Below are 19,383 nucleotides of genomic sequence, written 5' to 3' on the forward strand. Positions count from 1 at the left end.
CTTTTTAAGCGCTCTATTGTGTTGAAGCGTGTTGTAAATAAAAGCAAATGCTAGAACAAATTACACGAATTCTCTAGCTTGATTGGTAATTTTTCTTGTAATCATTCTGCTTTTTTATCCAATTGATCAGATTCTTGCAAAGTTTGCTGCCATTGTTTGACTTTTACCTGTTTTCGAATTGCTTCGAGGCTTTCAAATACGACAGATTCGACCAATTCTTCTAAGTACTGATTGTCGATATTCAGCTCACTGACCTGTTGTGCAATATATTGGTAATTTTCATTCGGCTTTTGTACGGAACCTGCTGTAAAGGGTTCGATGAGGCCTGCACTGATATTTTCACCCAATCGTTGCCCAATACTTTGTATTTGTTGTTCGATACGGCTGCCTACAATCGGGATCAGACGCAACAATTGGGTCAGTTCTGGGGTATCTTCAATGGCTTGATTGACAATAACACCGACTTTTTGAGTGATCATGGGTTGCTGTTGTTGTAAGGCTGTCGCCAAAGATTCTTGCAACATTGAAGTCAGCGTCACAGTAAACAGTTGCCGATGATGATCAACCAGATCATGAATAATTTTTTTATGACTAGAGCTGGTTTGCAATTCGTGTCGAATGCCATCAATCACGGTAATGACGACACGATCAGACAGCTCTTCCATCACCACACGATAATAGAATAGAGCTTTGATACGAATGCCATCTGGCACAACCTTATAACCGAGTTCATGGAGTCGATAAGCGATAATTCCTGCACGGAATAAACGCAGGAAACGTAGATGCGGAATGATGGCTAAGATTTCATACCAGTGAATAAAGGGGAAAAACCACCAACGGGCATGATGTTTTTGTGCAATTGAGATGATCCAGCGCACAACCAGTTCAACAATCAAAAAGATAATGAACCATGCTTCAGTGGTAATCACCCAAGGGTGTAAATGGGTACGATAAAAATCCAGCACACTGGAGAGATGGATAAAATTAAAAAACCACGCCCCGATATTACTCATCAGGAAAAAGTTCATACCTAAGCAGAACAAGTTAAAAACAATAATAAACACCATGAAAATGTCATAGACGAGGAACAGCTTAAAAAACACACTGTTCGGATTGACATAGTTATATTTAGAGTTTTGTCCTGAGTCCTGCTGGGTCATGTCTTTACTCAATTCCTGATGAGAATATTAATTATATTTTGCTTTCATTTGTGAAATCAGCTGATCTTTTTCAGTCCAGATTTGATCAACCCATTTTTGGAAACGTTCACGATAGACAGGGTCATCCTCATAATTACCGCCGAGTACCCAGTCTGGAATTTCTATTTTACGCAAATCGACAGCAATACGTGACACATCCCCCAACCAGAATTCGCCATAACCGGGTGCGCCATCAGGATACACAATTGTCATATCGACTAATGCATCAATTTGATCCCCCAGAATACTGAGCGCCAAGGCCAAACCACCCGCTTTGGGTTTGAGGAGGTTTTGAAAAGGGGATTGCTGTGCAGCATGTTTTTCAGCAGTAAAGCGAGTGCCTTCTAAATAATTTAATAAGGTAAAAGGTTGGCTAAGTAACTGTTCACAGGCTTTACGCGCTTCCAGCATATCGCGTGATTTTAGCTCTGGATTTTTGGCAATTTGTTCTTTGCTGTGACGCTTCATCATTGGGAAGCCCAAAATTTTGAAAGCTTGTCCCACAAAAGGAATAAAAATAAGTTCCCACTTGGTAAAGAAGCGAGTCAATGGCATACGGGTTAAACCGAAATACTGATTCACAGTGGTATCGACCCAACTTTGATGATTACACATCATTAAGTATCGCCCCTGCAAATTCAGATCAAGTTGTTCATCAATACTGATGTCCCATTGTAAATTTGGCAGAACATGATCAATTAACCAGTTATTTACCCCTAACCAACTGTTGGTAATTTGAATATTTGTTTCATCTACTTTTGCAGATTGTTTAAATAATTTGGTGAGGCCTAAAGCAAGTACTGGTGGTCCATGAAAGAAGGTACTGCCTGTAATCACAGAACTAACGGTTAATCCTTTACTGACTTTTTGCAATAGGGATGCTTTTTTATTAGCGGTAGCCATAAATCGAACCTTGAGTGCATATGTTTGAAAAAGAGATGTTCCAACTATAAACAACAGATGTTGAAATACAACTGTATATTTTAAGTTATTGACATTTTTATATATTCAAATGCGTACATCGGTTTTTATTGGTAAAAGGTCGAGATGATCTTGTCAAGTTTGCTTGTAAATTGCATGTTTTTTATTTTGTGATTTATTTCTCATTTTGTGTTTGTTATGAGATAGGTATAACAATGGAGAAATTGTGTTGCTTGAATCAAGTAAAATGCATCAAAATATTACAAAACTACAAATAAAGTGTTTATTATTAACAAAAAATCAATGGTCTAGCACCATTTTCTCATTCATCATTTGTCCAGACAACAAAATACATAGACAGGAGCAACGCAATGCGTGCATTAGTAATTTCAACACTCGTAGGGGCTGGCTTGGTACTTTCTGGTTGCCAAACGACTGGTAATAACATTGGTGGCGTAGAATACGATAAAGCAGCTTTAGGTGCATTAATCGGTGCTGCTGCAGGTTATGGTGTTTCTAAGGGTAACGCAAATACGAGTAAGCAAAACAACCGTGCTGCGGCAATTGGTGCAATTCTTGGTAGTGCTGGTGGTTTGTATCTCGATAATAAAGAGAAAAAATTACGTGAGCAAATGGCGGGTACTGGTGTAGAAGTAGGCCGTAACCCAGATGGTTCTGTACAATTAATCATGCCTGGTAGCATTACGTTTGATACGAACAAATCGAACATCAAACCGAACTTCTACGGTACTTTAAACAAAGTAGCGCAGACTTTAGGTGAAGATAACAAGAGTGCGATCCTTGTAACGGGTTATACAGATAACACAGGTAATGACTCAATCAACATCCCATTATCTCAAGCACGTGCTCAATCAGTGAAGAACTATTTAGCTGGTCAAGGCATTTCTGGTAGCCGTATCGATGCACAAGGTTTAGGTTCAGCTAACCCGATTGCTTCAAACACGACTGCTGCTGGTAAAGAGCAAAACCGCCGTGTAGAAATCAGCATTTATGCTAAACAGTAATTTTTACTGATTTCAAAAAAGCCACCTTCGGGTGGTTTTTTTATTGCAGATCAAAATAGGCGACAAGCTACGGCGTGCTATTTGTGTAAGGCATCATAATTTATACATATCCCTAGATTTACTATTGGGATTCTAAAACAGAGATGTCTATAATTGTGCTCGAAAAATCAGGCTCGGAAACGAGAGAGGTATAAACCATGTCATCTGCCAGTCAACTTAATGACAAGCAACTTGAGGCCATGAAATATGTTCAGGGGCCATTGTTGGTGCTTGCAGGTGCAGGTTCAGGCAAAACCTCTGTAATTACCCGAAAAGTTGCCTTTTTAGTGCAGCAGTGTGGTATTCCTGCCTATCGTATTACCGCAATGACCTTTACCAATAAAGCGGCGCGTGAAATGAAAGAGCGTGTTGGTAAGTTACTCTCACGTGAAGAAGCCAAAGGGCTTTCGGTCTCGACTTTCCATACTTTTGGGTTAAATTTACTCCGCCTCGAATTAAAACATTTACCACTTAAAAACAATTTTTCGATTTTAGATGCCGATGACTGTAAACGAATCTTGATGGATTTGATGCAGCGTGACAATTTATCAGGTGCTGAGAGCAAAGAGCTACTCGCCAAGGCGATGAAGAAAATTTCAGACTGGAAAAATGATCTAATCGTCCCTGAACAAGCACATTCAACTTGTGAAACGGTTGAGGATGTCCAGTTTGCACATCTGTATCAGCTCTACGAGCGTAATTTGCGTGCCTATAATGCCGTAGACTTTGATGACTTGATCGTGATGCCAACACGCTTACTTCAGGAAAATGCCGAAGTGCGTGACAAATGGCAAAACCGTGTTCGTTATTTATTGGTGGATGAATATCAAGACACCAACACTGCGCAATATACCCTCGTTAAGCTATTAGTGGGTGTGATGGGGCAGTTTACCGCTGTAGGTGATGATGACCAATCCATCTATGCTTGGCGTGGTGCAAAGCCTGAAAACATGGCCTTGTTAAAAGATGATTTCCATAATCTCAAAGTGATTAAACTAGAGCAGAACTATCGCTCGACCAGCCGTATCTTAAAAGCGGCCAATGCGGTAATTGAAAATAATCCGCATATTTTCGATAAGAAACTATGGAGTGATAAAGGTCACGGTGAAACCATTCGTGTGATCACCTGTTTGAATGATGATGATGAAGCGGAACGTGTGGTGAAAGATCTGATCACGCATAAGCTGATGAATGGTAAAAACTGGAAAGATTATGCGGTGCTGTATCGCGGTAACTTCCAAGCTCGTGTAATTGAAACCCAACTACGTCAGATGCAAATTCCGTATAAGTTATCAGGCGGACAGTCTTTCTTCGCCCGTGCGGAAATTAAGGATGTGATGAGCTATTTACGCCTCATCATTAACCCAGAAGATGACAGTGCATTCTTACGTATTATCAATACACCTAAGCGTGCCATTGGCCCGGTGACGCTAGAGAAACTCGGTTTATTCGCCCAAGAAAATACCTTGTCTTTATTAACGGCATCGTCAGACCAACGTTTAAGCATGGTGTTGCCGAAAAAAGCAGCAACACAATTACATGAGTTTGCTGATTTTATTGCGACATTTACCCGTGAATTGCTTGATGATGATGAGCCGATGCCGAAAGTGCGTCAGATGATCAACGAAGCCGGCTATATTGACTATATCCGTGAACAGGCGGCGACCCCTGCACAAGAGAAGACCAAACTCGACAGTATTGAAAGCTTGTATAGCAGTATTCAAAATCTATTGAATCGTACTGATGATGTGGATGAGAAAAATATTGAAAGCGTGATTCGTAAACTGGTGTTGTTGGATATGCTCGAACAGCAACAGGAAGAAGAAGATACCGATAAAGTGAATTTATTAACCTTGCATGCGGCAAAAGGTTTGGAGTTCCCTTATGTGTATATGATTGGCTTGGAAGAAGAGCTATTGCCGCATAAGAACTCGATTGCATCAGAAACAGTCGAAGAAGAACGCCGTTTGATGTATGTGGGCATTACTCGTGCCCGTCAAGGCTTAACACTGACCCTTGCTGAGCAGCGTAAGAATGGTGGACAAATGCGTCAAATGACGCCAAGCCGTTTCTTGGACGAGATGCCACAAGATGATTTGGAGTGGCATGGTCGTAAAAAGAAACTGGCACCCAATGTTGATCCAAAAGAACAAGCTCAGCAGTACCTTGCCAACTTAAAAGCATTGTTGAAACGTTAAGAAATTGTAAGTAGGAAATTTTAATGAAAGTTCAAGTTAAAGTATTAGATGCACGTTTAGGTCAAGAGTGGGCTTTACCTTCTTACGCAACGACTGGTTCAGCAGGTTTAGATTTACGCGCATGTTTAGATGAAGCGATTGACATTGCTGCAGGTGAAACCGTTTTAGTGAAAACAGGTTTGGCGATTTATATCGAAGATCCAAACTTTGCAGGTTTAATTCTACCGCGTTCAGGTTTAGGCCATAAACATGGTATTGTGTTAGGTAACTTGGTGGGGTTGATTGATTCTGATTACCAAGGTGAACTCATGGTATCGGTTTGGAATCGTGGACAAAATAGCTTCCGTTTAGAACCTGGTGAGCGTTTAGCACAATATGTATTGGTTCCAGTGGTACAGGCTGAGTTCGAACAAGTGAGTGAATTCGTTGCGACTGAGCGTGGCGCAGGTGGTTTTGGTCATACTGGAAAACAATAAGCTTTTTCAGTAGTTATCACTTTAAATGCAATGTTTTGCTGAAAAACGTTGCATTTTTCATATTGATTGTTGCCTTGATATATATTACAAAGCAGCTGACTAATTATTTTAATTTTTCTGAATAAGGGTTAATTAATTTCTTAATAGTTTCTGCTTTTTTTATGGATCAAATGATTATAAAAATAGGGGCTTACAGTGAATATACAACATACATTTCCGCTGAATATTTTCCGTGCTTACGATATTCGCGGAAAGCTAAGTAATTTAACGCCAAATATTATTAGCCTAATTGCTTATGCTTTAGCTTCGCAATATAAAAATGCTGAACAGACACACGTGGTGATTGGTTACGATGCACGTTTAACCAGTCCGACTTATGCCAATATCATCCAAAATATATTCGAAAAACAAGGTTTACAAGTCACTAATATTGGTTGTTGTTCATCGCCGATGATGTATTACATTGCCCGTGATTTTGGTGGCAATGGTATTATGGTGACCGCAAGTCATAATCCAAAATCGGATAATGGCATTAAATGGATTTTAAAAGGTGAGCCACCAACACCAGAAACCATTCAACAGGTGGGGCAGTATGCACAGACTTCTTTGAGCAATATTGAGGATTTCTTGCATTCAGAAAATACGGCACACCAAATTGTTGCTCCGTATTGTTTGCAGTATCAGCATTCCTTAATTAGTGACATACAGTTAGCGCGACCATTAAAAATCGTTCTCGATGGATTACATGGTTCTGCAGGGCGTTGTGCCAAACTGGTTTTAGAAAAACTAGGCTGTGATGTGATTGCTTTACGATGTGATGCCAATGGGCATTTTCCTGATCATGCGCCAGATCCATCTCATGCTGAGCATTTAAAGCAATTACAAGCCGCTATTGTTGCTGAGAAAGCCGATCTCGGTATTGCTTTGGATGGTGATGGGGATCGTGTGGTTTTACTCGATGAGAATGCACTTATTATTAGTCCTGATCGCTTATTGTCTTTATTTGCGCAGATGTGCTTACAGCAGCATCCACATAAAGAAATCGTTTTTGATGTGAAGTGCTCACGTATGGTGGCGGATACCGTACAGGGGCTGGAAGGTCAAGCCAAAATGATTCGTACGGGCAGTAGCTTTTTACGTGCTTATTTATCGCAATCAAAGGGCACGGCTGTTTTTGGTGGTGAATATGCGGGTCACTATGTCTTTAATGATGGACGTGGTTTTGGCTATGACGATGGTTTATACGCAGCTTTGCGTGTGATGGAATATTTAACTCAATCCAAAGCAATAACCCTGTCTGAGTTATTGGTAGCCTACCCAGAACGTTATTGCACAGAAGACACATATATCAGTACCCATGACGCCAATCCTCAGCAAGTTTTAAATGATATTGAAATTTTAAGTCATCGTTTAGGTGCGCGTTTAAGTAAAATTGATGGTGTAAGACTTGATTTTGACGATGGATTTGGCATTATTCGAGCATCAAATACTGGCGAATATTTTACCGTCCGTTTTGATGCTGATAATCAGAAACGATTAATTGAAATTCGTCAAAAGTTTGTTTCTATGTTGCAAGACCAATATCCAAAGATTGCACAAGAACTCGCACAGGCCTAAAAGGAGAGACGCATGCCACATGAGCATATCGGCATTGATAAAGCAAAAATTTTGATCGAAGCTTTGCCGTATATCCAACGTTTTGCAGGAAAAACGCTGGTTGTAAAATATGGTGGTAATGCGATGACTGATCCTGAATTGGAAAGTTCATTTGCCCGTGACATCGTGTTGTTAAAAACGGTTGGTCTGAATCCAATCGTTGTGCATGGTGGTGGTCCACAAGTGGATTCATTGCTAAAACGTTTAGGACAAGAGTCTGATCGTATTGATGGCATGCGCGTGACTGACCAAGCGACCATGGAAGTGGTCGAAATGGTGTTGGGTGGTAGTGTCAATAAGTCGATCGTGAATCTGATTAATAAACATGGCGGTCGTGCCATTGGTTTAACGGGTAAAGACGGTAATTTACTGCGCGCACGTAAATTATTGATGGAAAAGCAGGAAGCTGACGGCTCTATTTCACAAATTGATTTGGGCATGGTCGGTGAAGTGACTGGTGTAAAAACTGATGTACTGGAAATGTTTACCCAAAGTGATTTCATTCCAGTCATTGCACCCTTGGGTGTGGATGAAGAAGGTAATACTTATAATATCAATGCAGATCTTGTGGCTGGAAAAGTTGCAGAAGCGCTAGGCGCTGAGAAGTTGATTCTACTCACCAATATCACAGGGGTATTGGATGAAAATAAAAACTTATTAACAGGCTTAAGCACACAAGAAGTCGATCGCTTGATCGAAACGGGTGTGATTTACGGTGGCATGATTCCGAAGGTGGGTTGTGCATTAGATGCTGTTAAAGGTGGTGTTGTGAGTGCGCATATTGTTGATGGTCGTGTACCTCATGCAAGTTTATTAGAGATCTTCACCGATCATGGTGTCGGTACACTCATTACCAATCGTGCCAAACATTAATTCATCCTATTGATTTGAAAAGAGACCTCAAGCAGGTCTCTTTTTTTGTCATGACCTGTTCATGTTTTAGTCATCGCAATGTCATTTAAGCAATTTAAGGTAGGTCTAGTCATAAGGAGCTTTCATTATGCTAGAAAAATTAAATCAATATCGCCAGACATTGACTTTACCCTTACGCCACAAGCCAGCTCAAAATCAATTCCGTTTTGAATGGGTGGATAATTTAAAAGAATTACAAGAAGTACAACGCTTTAGAGCAACGCAATTTAGCCATCAATTTGGGATGCGTTTTGAAGATGGTTTAGATCAAGATCTTTATGATTTTGGCTGTGAGCATGCAGTATTACGTGAAAAATGGACAGGTGAAATTGTCGCTTATACCCGTCTTAAATTATTCCAAGGCTATGAAATCGGGCAGAGTTACAGTGCTCAAGAGTTTGAAATTGTCCCGCATTTATCTCATTTACCAAGTGTGTTAGAGATTGGACGTACTTGTGTACACCCTAAATTTCGCTCGGGTAAAGCACTATCCATGCTATGGTTGAACTTGACCCCTAAAGTACTTTGGTCAATGCGTGCGAAATACTTAATGGGCTGTGTCAGTATCCATTTGGATGATAACTTGGCACGTGCCTATTACACCCACCGTCAGATCCAACAGTTGGGTGATCATCAAACCATAGATATCCGCTCAAAACGTAGCTTTGAACCAGAACGTCCTGACTATAGTTTCCCGCAAGATGAACGCATGCCAAAACTGTTTCAGACCTATCTGGGAATGCAGTCGAAACTGTCAAAACAAGCATTTTATGATGAAGATTTTAAATGCTTGGATTATTTTGTTTTCCTTGAAGTGAATAAGATTGCGACCTCTTTTGTGATGAACAAAATGGTGCAACGTTAGTGCCTTATCATTCTTAATCTAATAGTGAGCACATATTGAGATTTACAAGCCATCTATCCCTCATGCACAATAGGCGTAGATGTTTGATAGTTTAAAGATATGTGCCAGCTATTAGGAATGAATTGCGCCACCCCGACAGATATTACTTTTTCTTTTCGTGGGTTTTCACAACGCGCAGGGGTGACCTCTGATCATTGCGATGGTTTTGGGATCGCTTTTTTTGAAGATAAAGCTTGCCGCTTGTTTGTGGATAATCAATCTGCGGTTGAATCTCCTATTGCTGATCTGATTCGTAATTATCCGATCAAGTCTCGCAACGTCATTGCCCATATTCGTAAAGCCACTCAAGGTAAAATCAACCTCGAGAATTCACATCCCTTTTTGCGGGAGCTTTGGGGGAGACATTGGATTTTTGCGCATAATGGTGATTTGCATGACTTCAAACCTGAACTAAGTGGGCGATTTGAGCCTGTAGGTAATACCGACAGTGAACTAGCGTTTTGTTATTTACTGGATCAGATGGTTGAAGCATTTGGCTATACAGAACCAAGTTTGGAAGAGATTTTCTCACTGTTGGAACGTATTTCGCCACAAATTGCAGAGCATGGCACCTTTAATTTCTGTCTTTCCAATGGTAAAGCATTATTTAGCTATGCGACGACGAAGTTACATTGGCTCGTGCGTGAGTATCCATTTCAACCTGCACATTTAATTGATCTCGACGTAGAAGTCGATTTTAGTCAGGTCACCACACCAGAAGATCGCGTTGCAGTGATCACGACAGAGCCGTTAACCCATAATGAAGCATGGACAGCATATCAAGCAGGGGAAATGATTTTATTCCAGCACGGTAAACCGATTCAGCATGCCTTAACACGAGTTGAGCGCTTAATCCGCGAAGCAGAAAATCCAGCCTTAAAACGCGTGACCAAAGCGGATCAGTACTGACGTATTCAAATGGATAAAAGTGAACTCATCTCCCGATTAATTTCTTTAGATTTACCCAAAGATGAGTATGTGGTTGTTGGTGGTGGGGTATTAGCCGCACATTGTATCCGTGATACAGCAGATATTGATCTTGTGGTAAGCCCAGAGTTGTTTTGTCATTTACAAGCGACCTGGAACCAGAAAATTCGCCCAAATGGGAAAATAGGACTTTATCAGGGCTGTTTTGAAGCTTATCTAGATGTGAACTGTGGTGACAGTCAGGAAAGTTTTCAAACCCTATTGGCAAGTTCTGACGTGATTGCTGGAATACATTTTATGCATTTATCTATACTCGCTGCATTTAAACGAAATTATGGGCGGAAAAAGGATTTATCTGATTTAAATTTAATAGCAGCATTTCAAAACAATAAATAAGACTATTTTTCTTGGATTTTTTTAATTTTAAAATTATTTTTTATAAAAATTAGACAGATAATTTTTCTTGTTGGTTAAAAAATACTTGAGTGTTTTGATTGGTATAAATATTAAAATAAATACAAAACAATGGGTTAATTTATTTCTTTGAAAATATTTAAATTCTGACAAAAACGCTGTGTTTTTATTTAATTCATTTATCGATATTATATTCTTATTCAATAAATCAAATATGGTTTGGGGTTCGATATGGGTATGAAATGGTCTGTCGAATATAATACAGGAATCGAGGTGATCGATGATCAGCATCGTCGTATTCTAGATTATATTAATGAAATTGATGAATTAAATGAGGGTGATGATCGGGCAAAATTAAAAGGTATTTTGGATAATATCATTGATTATACCCAGTCTCATTTTACCTTTGAAGAAAGCTTACAAGAAGAAGCAAACTATAAATATCGTGTACCACATAAGCGTGTACATGACTTATTTATCAAAAAGATAGAGACTTATCGTCAACGTTTTGAGCTGGGGCAAGAAATTGATAGCGAGCTACATGAAGCACTATCAAAATGGTTGATCAACCATATCCGTCATGATGATGCAGATTATGTCGGTGCTGTAAAAGAAAATATGATCGGAATCATTAAAGAAAATGAAAAGAAAAAAGGGAAAAACTGGTTTTCTCGTTTCTTCTCATAATAATAAGACAATAATAAAAGACCCCTTATGATAAAAAATAATAAGGTGTGGTATGAGTGAACATAAGGGGTCTACTTAATAATATAATAATTCGTGCGCAGCAAATCATCGTAAGGTGATTTGCTTCTTTCTTTCGATATTTTTTGTTTTGATTTTCAGGCGTGAGAAAGGCAAAATAGATTGAATATTTCATTGCAAACTCCATAAAGCGCAATGAGTTCAAAGATTTTTCAAGGAATGCATTATGCAGGACACAACTCTGTCACGCTGGCTTGCACCAGTGATGGCGTTTTGCCTATCTTTTGTCATGATTACCACATTGGCACCCACCGTTGGAATCCAGATTGACCGTCAATTCGATTTCTGGCTACTGTGGTTAGGCACCATGATTCTGTTGGCATTACCCATCGGTTATCTTGAAATTGCTTTAGCAAAGCGTTCGCAGACCACGGCATTACAAGCACTTTCAACCTTAACCCGTGATGCAGATGCTTCACCGAGATGGCGTATCGTGGGCTGGTTGGCTGTTATATTTGTTCCATTCTTTGCAGGCAGTGTATTGACTGCCGCAACACATGTCGTGAGTCAGCAGCCTACGCTTGCTGTATCAGAGCAGATTCTTTTTGCAATCCTTGCCATAGCTGCACTTGGATTATCTTTTATCCCTCGCCAATTTTTAATTGCTTTGACAACGATTGGTGTGATTGCTGCATTTGTTCTTGCCAATGTAATGGGAACACATCTAACGGCTTGGCATTGGACAGGAATCGAATTTAAAGAGTGGGGCAATGCAACAGTTCTTGCTTTGGTTGCAAGTGGTTTAGGACTTGGGTTGTATTGGCAAAGTAGTTTAGTCGCAGTGAAAAAACAGGACGCCGCAACAAGTACCGCCTTGCCAATTTGGGTGGCGCAATTACTTGCGGTGATTGCCTTTGGCTTCTTCTCTGTGCAGGCACAGTTATCTGCATTGGCATGGGTGTTTGCAGCCATCATGTCAGCGGCACTCTTAATTCAATTTGCAAAAGAACAGTTGGCACAACGTCAGCTTGCGATCGTGATCCAATGGGCGATTTTACTTGCTGCTATTGCTGTTTGGGCTGTACCGCAAGTGGAACAAATTTTTAATAGCCTGCTCATGCTTTGGGGATTACTGATTTGCTTGATTTACGCAGTATTTGCTGGCTGGATTATGAAGATTAGTCATCTGCGTAAAGCAATGGGCTTTAGCAATGAGCTGTTTTATAACATTTGGCGTATTGCCATCCGTATCGTGTTACCACTTTCAATTGTCGTAGCAATCATTGCTGTGATTGGACAAGTACTGTAATGGAGCAGGCTAAACAAGTATGGGTCGCTTTCTCAAGTCCTGAACAGCAATTCCATATCGCTGTTCGCTTTAGCGAGGGAATGACGGCCCAACAGGCAATTGATGCCAGTGGCTTAGCAGCACAGGCGGCACTACCAGAAGTTTTACAGTTAGGTGTATTTGGTAGCAGGATTGATGCAGATACAATCCTGCAAGCAGGAGACCGTGTTGAAATCTATCGGGCACTTACCATTAACCCGAATGATATCCGGCGTAAGCGGGCGGCAAAGAACCCCGTTGGGCGATTTATCAAAGGTAATCGCTTTAAGGCATAAAGCTGATAAGTAAAACCCCTCATGATTGACTCGATGAGGGGTTTCTTTTTACTGGAAAGCCGTTATAGTGGTGGCGCAGTCAAAATAGCTTCTTTTGATGCCGGTAAACCAGGTTGTGATTCTGGAATCGTATCTAAACCTTCTAAGCGTTCTACGTTACCATTCGCATCAAAATAAACTTTTAAATGTTGACCGTGTGCCGCAGGTATTTTTGCTTTTTTCGCATAAGTGCCTGGGATATAGTTGTAGATGTAGTCCCAACGTTGTGGGTTCAGTGGATCTGTCACTGTTGGACTACCAAGCAAGAAACGGACTTGCTGAAAGCTCATGCCCACTTGTACTTGAGAAGCTTGTGCTTTGGTTAATGGTGTTCCTTGTGGAATATCAACTTTATAAACACCAAAGACTGAACAACCGCTAAGTACTGTAGTGACGAACAACGCCAGCATGATTTTTTGCATTTTGCTACACTATCCTGATAAATGATGATGCATTTGATTCAAGGATAGATCATACTGCATCTAAACTCTATTGCCTATTCCAACTTAAGATTTGTTGAGAGACCTTTTTTTATGCCGATTTCTAATCAAGACTTACGCAAAGCTGGACTTAAAGTTACCCTTCCTCGTATTAAGATTTTGGAATTATTAGAAAATTCAAAACAACATCATTTGAGTGCTGAAGATATTTATAAAACTTTGCTTGAACAAGGTGAAGATGTTGGCTTAGCGACAGTTTACCGTGTATTAACACAATTCGAAGCTGCGGGCATTATTCAGCGTCATCATTTTGAAAACAATCACTCTGTTTTCGAAATCATGCAGGAAGATCATCACGATCACCTTGTTTGCTTAAACTGTAATAAAGTTATTGAATTTACAAATGATATTATCGAGAAAGAGCAACATTCAGTTGCAGACCAACATGGTTTTGCCTTAACTGGACACTCTTTGAATCTATATGGCTACTGTAGTGATGCAGAATGCCAAGAGGCTTATCGTAAAAAATAAGTTGTATTGAGTAAAAAATCTAAGTGTTCACGAAAATTGAACAAATAAAAAAGGGAAGGTTACAAAAACCTTCCCTTTTTTAATGGCTTAATTTGAATTACTGACCATCAAAGGTGATGTTGCGGCTGGCACTCAATAACTGGTCTGCACCTTCTTCTGACAGTTTGATGGTGAGGCGTAAGTCGTTTGGCGAATCCGCATGTTTTAAAGCATCTTTATAGGTGATCTGTCCTGCCTTATAAAGGTCGAATAGAGCTTGGTCAAAGGTTTGCATACCCAACTCCCGTGAACGTTTCATCAGATCTTTAATCTCATGAATCTCACCCTTACGGATATAGTCAGCCAGAAGTGGTGTATTAATCAGAATCTCAATCGCAGCACGACGTGAATTACCATCTGGGGTTGGAATCAATTGCTGTGCGACGAGTGCTTTTAAGTTCAGCGACAAGTCCATATACAATTGACTATGACGATCAGCTTCAAAGAAGTGAATGATACGATCGAGGGCTTGGTTGGCGTTGTTGGCATGCAGGGTAGCGAGGACCAAGTGGCCCGTTTCTGCGAAAGCGATGGCATAGTCCATAGTTTCACGTGAACGAATCTCACCAATCAAGATCACATCTGGTGCCTGACGTAGCGTATTTTTTAATGCGACTTCAAATGAATCAGTATCAATCCCGACTTCACGCTGTGTCACGATACAGCCTGCATGTTGATGCACAAATTCGATCGGGTCTTCAATGGTGATGATATGACCTTTGGAATTTTGATTACGGAAACCAATCATTGACGCAAGAGAGGTCGATTTACCTGTCCCTGTTGCACCAACAAAGATAATGATGCCACGTTTGGTCATCGCCAATTCTTTCAGCACTTCTGGCAGTTTTAGATCATCCATGCTTGGAATATGGGTTTCGATCTTACGCAATACCATGCCTGGCATATCACGTTGTTGAAAAGCACTGACACGGAAACGCGCTGTCTTTTCACGGTTCATGATCGCAAAGTTACATTCACGCGTCTCTGCAAACTCTTTACGCTGCTTGTCGGTCATAATGGATTGAACCAGTTGACCCACAATTTCCCCTGAAAGTTTCGATTTGGAAACAGGCACGATCTGCCCGTTAATTTTCATTGAAGGTTCAACATCCGCAGTGACAAATAAGTCCGATGCATTTTGTTGAATCATCAAGTTGAGTAAATCATTAAAATCCATGATATTTCTCTAATCCATTTATTCTTATAGGAATGATTCGGGTTGTTTTGCAACAGTACGAGCAGTTTGTGGGCTAATTAAGCCTTTAGACACCAGTGTTTTCAGGCTTTGATCCAAAGTGGTCATACCGTAGTTGGCACCTGTTTGGATCGCAGAATACATTTGTGCAACTTTGTTTTCACGCACAAGGTTACGAATCGCAGGAATACCGATCATGATTTCATGTGCAGCCACACGACCACCACCATTCTTTTTCAATAGTGTTTGAGAAATCACGGCTTGTAGAGATTCAGATAGCATGGCACGTACCATGTCTTTTTCTTCTGCTGGGAATACGTCGATAACACGGTCAATGGTTTTCGCCGCAGAGGTAGTATGCAGTGTACCAAACACCAAGTGACCTGTTTCCGCAGCGGTCAGTGCCAAGCGAATGGTTTCTAAGTCACGCATCTCACCGACCAGAATAATGTCAGGGTCTTCACGCAATGCTGAACGCAGTGCTGCATTAAAGCCGTGGGTATCACGATGCACTTCACGTTGGTTGATTAGGCATTTTTTCGATTGGTGTACAAATTCAATTGGATCTTCGACGGTTAAAATATGGTCATAACGGTTTTCGTTAATATAGTCGATCATCGCTGCAAGTGTGGTGGATTTACCCGAACCCGTTGGGCCTGTGACGAGTACGATTCCACGAGGATAATCACAGATTTCTTTGAAAATTGTGCCGAGTCCTAAATCTTCCATGGTCAAAACTTTAGATGGAATGGTACGGAACACCGCACCTGCACCACGGTTTTGGTTGAATGCGTTAACACGGAAACGAGCAATATTCGGTACTTCAAATGAAAAGTCAGTTTCTAAATCTTCTTCAAAGTCACGACGTTGTTTATCATTCATAATGTCGTACACCAAGCGATGTACATCTTTATGTTCAAGTGCTGGTAAGTTAATACGACGAACTTCACCATCCACACGAATCATAGGAGGCATACCCGCTGAAAGGTGTAAATCGGAAGCACCGTTTTTAACTGAAAAGGCGAGTAGTTCTGTAATATCCATAATTTCCCCGAAACAAACTAAAATGTCTCATTATTTTGTAGAATAATATAAGGCTTTCATTCGGGCTTACCAACACCTTAAAGAATGGAAAGCAAAAAAAGATTTCGTAAATGAGAACTGTGTCAATGAATCAATCGCAACAATCCCGCCAATCTGTTTTAAATCAAATAGAACAAGCCTGTCAGCGTGTTCAACGTGATCCTGCAACAGTGCAGTTGTTGGCGGTTTCCAAGACACATCCCAGTGCTAGCCTTCGCGAAATGTATGCAGTCGGGCAGCGCAGTTTTGGTGAAAACTATTTACAGGAAGCACTAGAAAAAATTGAGGAATTAAAAGAATTAGAGATCGAATGGCATTTTATTGGACATGTGCAGCGTAATAAAACCAAACATTTAGCAGAAAAATTTGACTGGGTACATGGGGTTGATCGTTTGATCATCGCTGAACGTTTGTCCAGTCAGCGTATCGAATCTCAAAAGACTTTGAATGTTTGTCTGCAAGTGAATATTGATGGGCAAGATTCTAAAGATGGTTGCCGACCTACAGAGGTTGCTGAACTGGTTCAGCAAATTAGTCAACTTCCAAATATCCGTTTACGTGGTTTGATGGTGATTCCAGCACCCGAAAATCATGCTGCATTTGCTGATGCGAAAGTGCTATTCGAGCAAGTGAAAGCGCAACATGCACAACCGCAAGACTGGGATACCTTAAGTATGGGCATGTCTGCTGATCTGGACGCTGCAATTGCGGCAGGTTCAACCATAGTGAGGGTAGGAACTGCATTATTCGGAGCACGGGATTATTCAAATTAATATAGAGTGAATTGAATAAAGAGCCGTAGAAATAAAGAACAAATTACAATTATATAAAATATCTCTGCTGCTGAAAAAAACGGCATAAATTAGAATGACGTGTTTATTCATTTATATTCAACCTGAATATAAATGAATCACGATTATTTTACAAAGATAAAAATTGAATTTAGGATTACGTTTAAAATGAAAAAACTGTATTTTTTAATCTCTTTTATTTTATGTCTATTTTTAGCAGCGTGCAGTAAAAAACAGAGTGATGTGGCTGCAGAGGCTGCCGATAGTAATGCTCAAGTAGCTGTAGATGAAAAGCTCGGTACAAAATGGGGCGATGAGATTAGCTCACATGTGACCGAGGTGAATTTAAGCCGTTTAACCGAGCAACCGATTGCTGAATCACAAGTCCGTTATGCCAATAAACAATATCAAGGCAAGACCGTTAATAGTATTTCGTTGGCAGCAGGGAAAATTAGTTTTTCTATTGTTGATGATACTGATCAACCCTTTGCTTTATCTCGTGATGGCCAAAACTATTATCTCTCAGCAAAAGATGGTCAAAGCTACCAATTAAAATATGAAAACCATACCGACAATACCTATGAAGTGGTGGCAAGTGTTGATGGGATCGATGTTTTAGATGGCAGTGCTGCTTCACGAAATAATGCAGGTTATGTGCTGCATCCGCACAGTGAAATTACCATAGAAGGCTTCCGTAAGAGTGACTCTGCTGTCGCTTCTTTTACCTTTAGTAAGCCTGAGGATGCTTATGCGGCAAATTCGGATAATGGCTCAATTCAGAATACAGGCATTATTGGAACAGCGATTTATCAAGTTGAATCACTGAAGTCCGCTGATGCAGCTGCAGAAGAAAAGCCATCTAAGTATGCTCCTCCACCAAAGGCTTTCCCCGCTGATAAGAATGAATAATGGATGAAAACATCCCTAAAAGATTGGTTAGCTTGAAGGGATGTTCTTATTTAAAAATAAGAATTTCTATAAGACGTTTAAAATCATATAGATTTTGATCGGCCAATGATAAATGAATAGAAGGCAATCTAGCCTCTGTTATTTAAAATGTAGGTATATAAATGAATATCGCAAAATACATATTGACTGTTTTAATTGTTGTTATATGTACTTCTAGTAAGGCAACTCCAACACCTGAAATTGAAAAAGCAGTTATTTCTGAGCATAAAACATATCAGGATTTTAAAGAAACTTTTATGTTTTTAATTGCAAAACTAGCTGAAAATACTGGAAATGATTCGCAACAAGATGAGGTCATTGATGCGCATTGGGCATGTGTACATCAAAATCAAATTGTTAAGATGTTTAATAATAATCAAAAATATAGAAAACAGTTTGACCAGGAGTTTGCCAAAGAATATACAACATTTGATGATACTTTAAAGGGCTTTCAAAAGTCTGTGCTCGAAACCAAATCTGTTTGTGCTGAGATGAAAACAGCCTACGAAAAAATTTAAAGTTCAAAAAGAGGTGCAATTAGAACCTAATTCATCCTTTAAATGACTTCGCACTTGACCAAATGGTTATGCCTGAATTTTTAAAGGGCTTTGTGCATATTTTCTTTTTTAAGTCATTTATTCTAAGCATGTTAATGTTTTGATGAAGTTTTTAAAATCATGAAGATTTTGATCAGCTATTGCTGAGGAAATCGCTGGATTGGGATGAAAGAAAATAGTTTTCATCCCGACAGCCTTTGCACCTTGTATGTCTGCCAGTTCATTATCTCCGACAAAGGTACAATCTTTTGGGTGAACACCAAGCTGCTGACAAGATAATAGAAAAATTGCGGGATCGGGTTTTCTAAGTCCGACTGCTTCGGAAACAATGATGCTAGAAAAGTATTCAGTCAGCCCTAGCGCATAAAAATTATGTTCTTGAAAGGGCGTTCTGCCATTAGAGATTAATCCAATTAAATAGCCTTGCTGTTTTAATTGGATGATGATGTTTTCCACATGTTCAAAGCAGCATGAAAATTTATTAAAGTCATGAATATAACTGGCTAAAAGGATTTCTTTAGCATGACCTTGAATTGAAAATTCATGAATCAGATTTTCATAAACACGATCTTTCCAAACTTTGCCATTATCATCTAATTCAAGAAAGCGTTGGATAAATGGCTCTCTATCATCGGCAGCAACCAATTGAAAGAAATTAACCTGCCAAGTAAGGAATTTTATTAACGACGTTGTTCGATCTAGTAAGGTTTGATCGAGGTCAAAAATAACCGCTTTTTTCTGATTCATGTGATTTAAGCATG

21 protein-coding genes are annotated in these 19,383 nt (G+C 39.9%); 15 read left to right on the forward strand and 6 right to left on the reverse strand.

What is annotated here, in order from left to right; genetic code table 11:
* Positions 1–101 precede the first annotated feature (101 nt).
* Positions 102–1,160: a hypothetical protein gene (locus WA352_RS18505; RefSeq protein WP_033134350.1), complete on the reverse strand. Its 1,059-nt coding sequence runs from the start codon at positions 1,158–1,160 to the stop codon at positions 102–104.
* Between the two features lie 27 nt (positions 1,161–1,187).
* A complete protein-coding gene (locus WA352_RS18510) occupies positions 1,188–2,102 on the reverse strand; it encodes an acyltransferase (RefSeq protein WP_005205432.1) in 915 nt (304 codons plus the stop codon).
* Between the two features lie 389 nt (positions 2,103–2,491).
* On the opposite strand from WA352_RS18510, the gene WA352_RS18515 reads away from it, so the two are divergent.
* The 11 genes from WA352_RS18515 to WA352_RS18565 all read left to right on the forward strand — a co-directional run bounded on the left by WA352_RS18515 (position 2,492) and on the right by WA352_RS18565 (position 12,999).
* Complete coding sequence (locus WA352_RS18515) at positions 2,492–3,145, forward strand: OmpA family protein (protein WP_005321446.1); 654 nt, start codon at positions 2,492–2,494, stop codon at positions 3,143–3,145.
* Positions 3,146–3,342: 197 nt separating this feature from the next.
* Positions 3,343–5,382: a DNA helicase Rep gene (rep, locus tag WA352_RS18520; RefSeq protein WP_004805171.1), complete on the forward strand. Its 2,040-nt coding sequence runs from the start codon at positions 3,343–3,345 to the stop codon at positions 5,380–5,382.
* Positions 5,383–5,405: 23 nt separating this feature from the next.
* Positions 5,406–5,858, forward strand: coding sequence for a dUTP diphosphatase (gene dut, locus WA352_RS18525; RefSeq protein ID WP_016164487.1), 453 nt, complete (start codon positions 5,406–5,408; stop codon positions 5,856–5,858).
* A 195-nt stretch (positions 5,859–6,053) separates the two neighbouring features.
* The gene (locus WA352_RS18530; protein WP_033134349.1) at positions 6,054–7,475 is read left to right on the forward strand and encodes a phosphomannomutase/phosphoglucomutase; all 1,422 of its coding nucleotides are present in this window, start codon (positions 6,054–6,056) and stop codon (positions 7,473–7,475) included.
* A gap of 12 nt (positions 7,476–7,487) precedes the next feature.
* On the forward strand, positions 7,488–8,387 hold the full coding sequence (gene argB, locus WA352_RS18535) for an acetylglutamate kinase (RefSeq protein ID WP_004655163.1): 900 nt from the start codon (positions 7,488–7,490) through the stop codon (positions 8,385–8,387).
* Between the two features lie 127 nt (positions 8,388–8,514).
* Positions 8,515–9,291, forward strand: a complete 777-nt coding sequence (locus WA352_RS18540; RefSeq protein ID WP_004805180.1) for a GNAT family N-acetyltransferase — start codon at positions 8,515–8,517, stop codon at positions 9,289–9,291.
* Between the two features lie 99 nt (positions 9,292–9,390).
* Positions 9,391–10,239: a class II glutamine amidotransferase gene (locus WA352_RS18545; RefSeq protein WP_026057514.1), complete on the forward strand. Its 849-nt coding sequence runs from the start codon at positions 9,391–9,393 to the stop codon at positions 10,237–10,239.
* A 9-nt stretch (positions 10,240–10,248) separates the two neighbouring features.
* Positions 10,249–10,653 carry a hypothetical protein gene (locus WA352_RS18550; RefSeq protein WP_005205424.1) on the forward strand — a complete coding sequence of 135 codons (405 nt, stop codon included), beginning with the start codon at positions 10,249–10,251 and terminating at the stop codon, positions 10,651–10,653.
* 249 nt (positions 10,654–10,902) lie between these two features.
* Entirely contained in the window at positions 10,903–11,358 is a 456-nt protein-coding gene (locus WA352_RS18555; RefSeq protein ID WP_004655155.1) for a bacteriohemerythrin, read from the forward strand.
* 244 nt (positions 11,359–11,602) lie between these two features.
* Positions 11,603–12,685, forward strand: a complete 1,083-nt coding sequence (locus WA352_RS18560) for a membrane protein (protein WP_033134348.1) — start codon at positions 11,603–11,605, stop codon at positions 12,683–12,685.
* Positions 12,685–12,999 (forward strand): RnfH family protein, encoded by a 315-nt coding sequence (locus WA352_RS18565; protein ID WP_033134347.1) that lies wholly within the window; start codon positions 12,685–12,687, stop codon positions 12,997–12,999. Before WA352_RS18560 ends, WA352_RS18565 begins: the two co-directional genes overlap by 1 nt.
* Positions 13,000–13,061: 62 nt before the next feature.
* Here the strand turns inward: WA352_RS18565 and WA352_RS18570 are convergent, their stop codons facing one another.
* Positions 13,062–13,460 (reverse strand): outer membrane protein assembly factor BamE, encoded by a 399-nt coding sequence (locus WA352_RS18570; RefSeq protein ID WP_004805189.1) that lies wholly within the window; start codon positions 13,458–13,460, stop codon positions 13,062–13,064.
* Between the two features lie 111 nt (positions 13,461–13,571).
* On the opposite strand from WA352_RS18570, the gene fur reads away from it, so the two are divergent.
* Positions 13,572–14,009: a ferric iron uptake transcriptional regulator gene (gene fur, locus WA352_RS18575; RefSeq protein WP_004655147.1), complete on the forward strand. Its 438-nt coding sequence runs from the start codon at positions 13,572–13,574 to the stop codon at positions 14,007–14,009.
* 97 nt (positions 14,010–14,106) lie between these two features.
* Here fur and WA352_RS18580 read toward each other — a convergent pair whose 3' ends face one another.
* A complete protein-coding gene (locus tag WA352_RS18580) occupies positions 14,107–15,225 on the reverse strand; it encodes a PilT/PilU family type 4a pilus ATPase (RefSeq protein WP_033134346.1) in 1,119 nt (372 codons plus the stop codon).
* A gap of 24 nt (positions 15,226–15,249) precedes the next feature.
* Positions 15,250–16,287, reverse strand: coding sequence for a type IV pilus twitching motility protein PilT (locus tag WA352_RS18585; protein WP_004770978.1), 1,038 nt, complete (start codon positions 16,285–16,287; stop codon positions 15,250–15,252).
* Positions 16,288–16,412: 125 nt separating this feature from the next.
* On the opposite strand from WA352_RS18585, the gene WA352_RS18590 reads away from it, so the two are divergent.
* The 3 genes from WA352_RS18590 (at position 16,413) to WA352_RS18600 (ending at position 18,583) form a co-directional block, all read left to right on the forward strand.
* The gene (locus WA352_RS18590; protein WP_033134345.1) at positions 16,413–17,099 is read left to right on the forward strand and encodes a YggS family pyridoxal phosphate-dependent enzyme; all 687 of its coding nucleotides are present in this window, start codon (positions 16,413–16,415) and stop codon (positions 17,097–17,099) included.
* A 186-nt stretch (positions 17,100–17,285) separates the two neighbouring features.
* Positions 17,286–18,026: a hypothetical protein gene (locus WA352_RS18595; protein WP_033134344.1), complete on the forward strand. Its 741-nt coding sequence runs from the start codon at positions 17,286–17,288 to the stop codon at positions 18,024–18,026.
* 161 nt (positions 18,027–18,187) lie between these two features.
* Positions 18,188–18,583, forward strand: coding sequence for a hypothetical protein (locus tag WA352_RS18600; RefSeq protein WP_336143581.1), 396 nt, complete (start codon positions 18,188–18,190; stop codon positions 18,581–18,583).
* Between the two features lie 117 nt (positions 18,584–18,700).
* Here WA352_RS18600 and WA352_RS18605 read toward each other — a convergent pair whose 3' ends face one another.
* Complete coding sequence (locus WA352_RS18605; RefSeq protein ID WP_033134342.1) at positions 18,701–19,369, reverse strand: HAD family hydrolase; 669 nt, start codon at positions 19,367–19,369, stop codon at positions 18,701–18,703.
* Between the last annotated feature and the right edge of the window lie 14 nt (positions 19,370–19,383).

The organism is Acinetobacter sp. 102 (assembly GCF_037028485.1).
GTDB lineage: Bacteria > Pseudomonadota > Gammaproteobacteria > Pseudomonadales > Moraxellaceae > Acinetobacter > Acinetobacter higginsii.

Coding starts and splice junctions, on each gene's coding strand:
- rep (WP_004805171.1), top strand. CDS start 3,343: ATGTCATCTGCCAGTCAACTTAATGACAAGCAACTTGAGGCCATGAAA.
- WA352_RS18560 (WP_033134348.1), top strand. CDS start 11,603: ATGCAGGACACAACTCTGTCACGCTGGCTTGCACCAGTGATGGCGTTT.
- WA352_RS18600 (WP_336143581.1), top strand. CDS start 18,188: ATGAATATCGCAAAATACATATTGACTGTTTTAATTGTTGTTATATGT.
- WA352_RS18545 (WP_026057514.1), top strand. CDS start 9,391: ATGTGCCAGCTATTAGGAATGAATTGCGCCACCCCGACAGATATTACT.
- WA352_RS18585 (WP_004770978.1), bottom strand. CDS start 16,287: ATGGATATTACAGAACTACTCGCCTTTTCAGTTAAAAACGGTGCTTCC.
- WA352_RS18505 (WP_033134350.1), bottom strand. CDS start 1,160: ATGACCCAGCAGGACTCAGGACAAAACTCTAAATATAACTATGTCAAT.
- fur (WP_004655147.1), top strand. CDS start 13,572: ATGCCGATTTCTAATCAAGACTTACGCAAAGCTGGACTTAAAGTTACC.
- WA352_RS18555 (WP_004655155.1), top strand. CDS start 10,903: ATGGGTATGAAATGGTCTGTCGAATATAATACAGGAATCGAGGTGATC.
- WA352_RS18540 (WP_004805180.1), top strand. CDS start 8,515: ATGCTAGAAAAATTAAATCAATATCGCCAGACATTGACTTTACCCTTA.
- dut (WP_016164487.1), top strand. CDS start 5,406: ATGAAAGTTCAAGTTAAAGTATTAGATGCACGTTTAGGTCAAGAGTGG.
- WA352_RS18590 (WP_033134345.1), top strand. CDS start 16,413: ATGAATCAATCGCAACAATCCCGCCAATCTGTTTTAAATCAAATAGAA.
- argB (WP_004655163.1), top strand. CDS start 7,488: ATGCCACATGAGCATATCGGCATTGATAAAGCAAAAATTTTGATCGAA.
- WA352_RS18550 (WP_005205424.1), top strand. CDS start 10,249: ATGGATAAAAGTGAACTCATCTCCCGATTAATTTCTTTAGATTTACCC.
- WA352_RS18580 (WP_033134346.1), bottom strand. CDS start 15,225: ATGGATTTTAATGATTTACTCAACTTGATGATTCAACAAAATGCATCG.
- WA352_RS18605 (WP_033134342.1), bottom strand. CDS start 19,369: ATGAATCAGAAAAAAGCGGTTATTTTTGACCTCGATCAAACCTTACTA.
- WA352_RS18510 (WP_005205432.1), bottom strand. CDS start 2,102: ATGGCTACCGCTAATAAAAAAGCATCCCTATTGCAAAAAGTCAGTAAA.
- WA352_RS18570 (WP_004805189.1), bottom strand. CDS start 13,460: ATGCAAAAAATCATGCTGGCGTTGTTCGTCACTACAGTACTTAGCGGT.
- WA352_RS18565 (WP_033134347.1), top strand. CDS start 12,685: ATGGAGCAGGCTAAACAAGTATGGGTCGCTTTCTCAAGTCCTGAACAG.
- WA352_RS18515 (WP_005321446.1), top strand. CDS start 2,492: ATGCGTGCATTAGTAATTTCAACACTCGTAGGGGCTGGCTTGGTACTT.
- WA352_RS18595 (WP_033134344.1), top strand. CDS start 17,286: ATGAAAAAACTGTATTTTTTAATCTCTTTTATTTTATGTCTATTTTTA.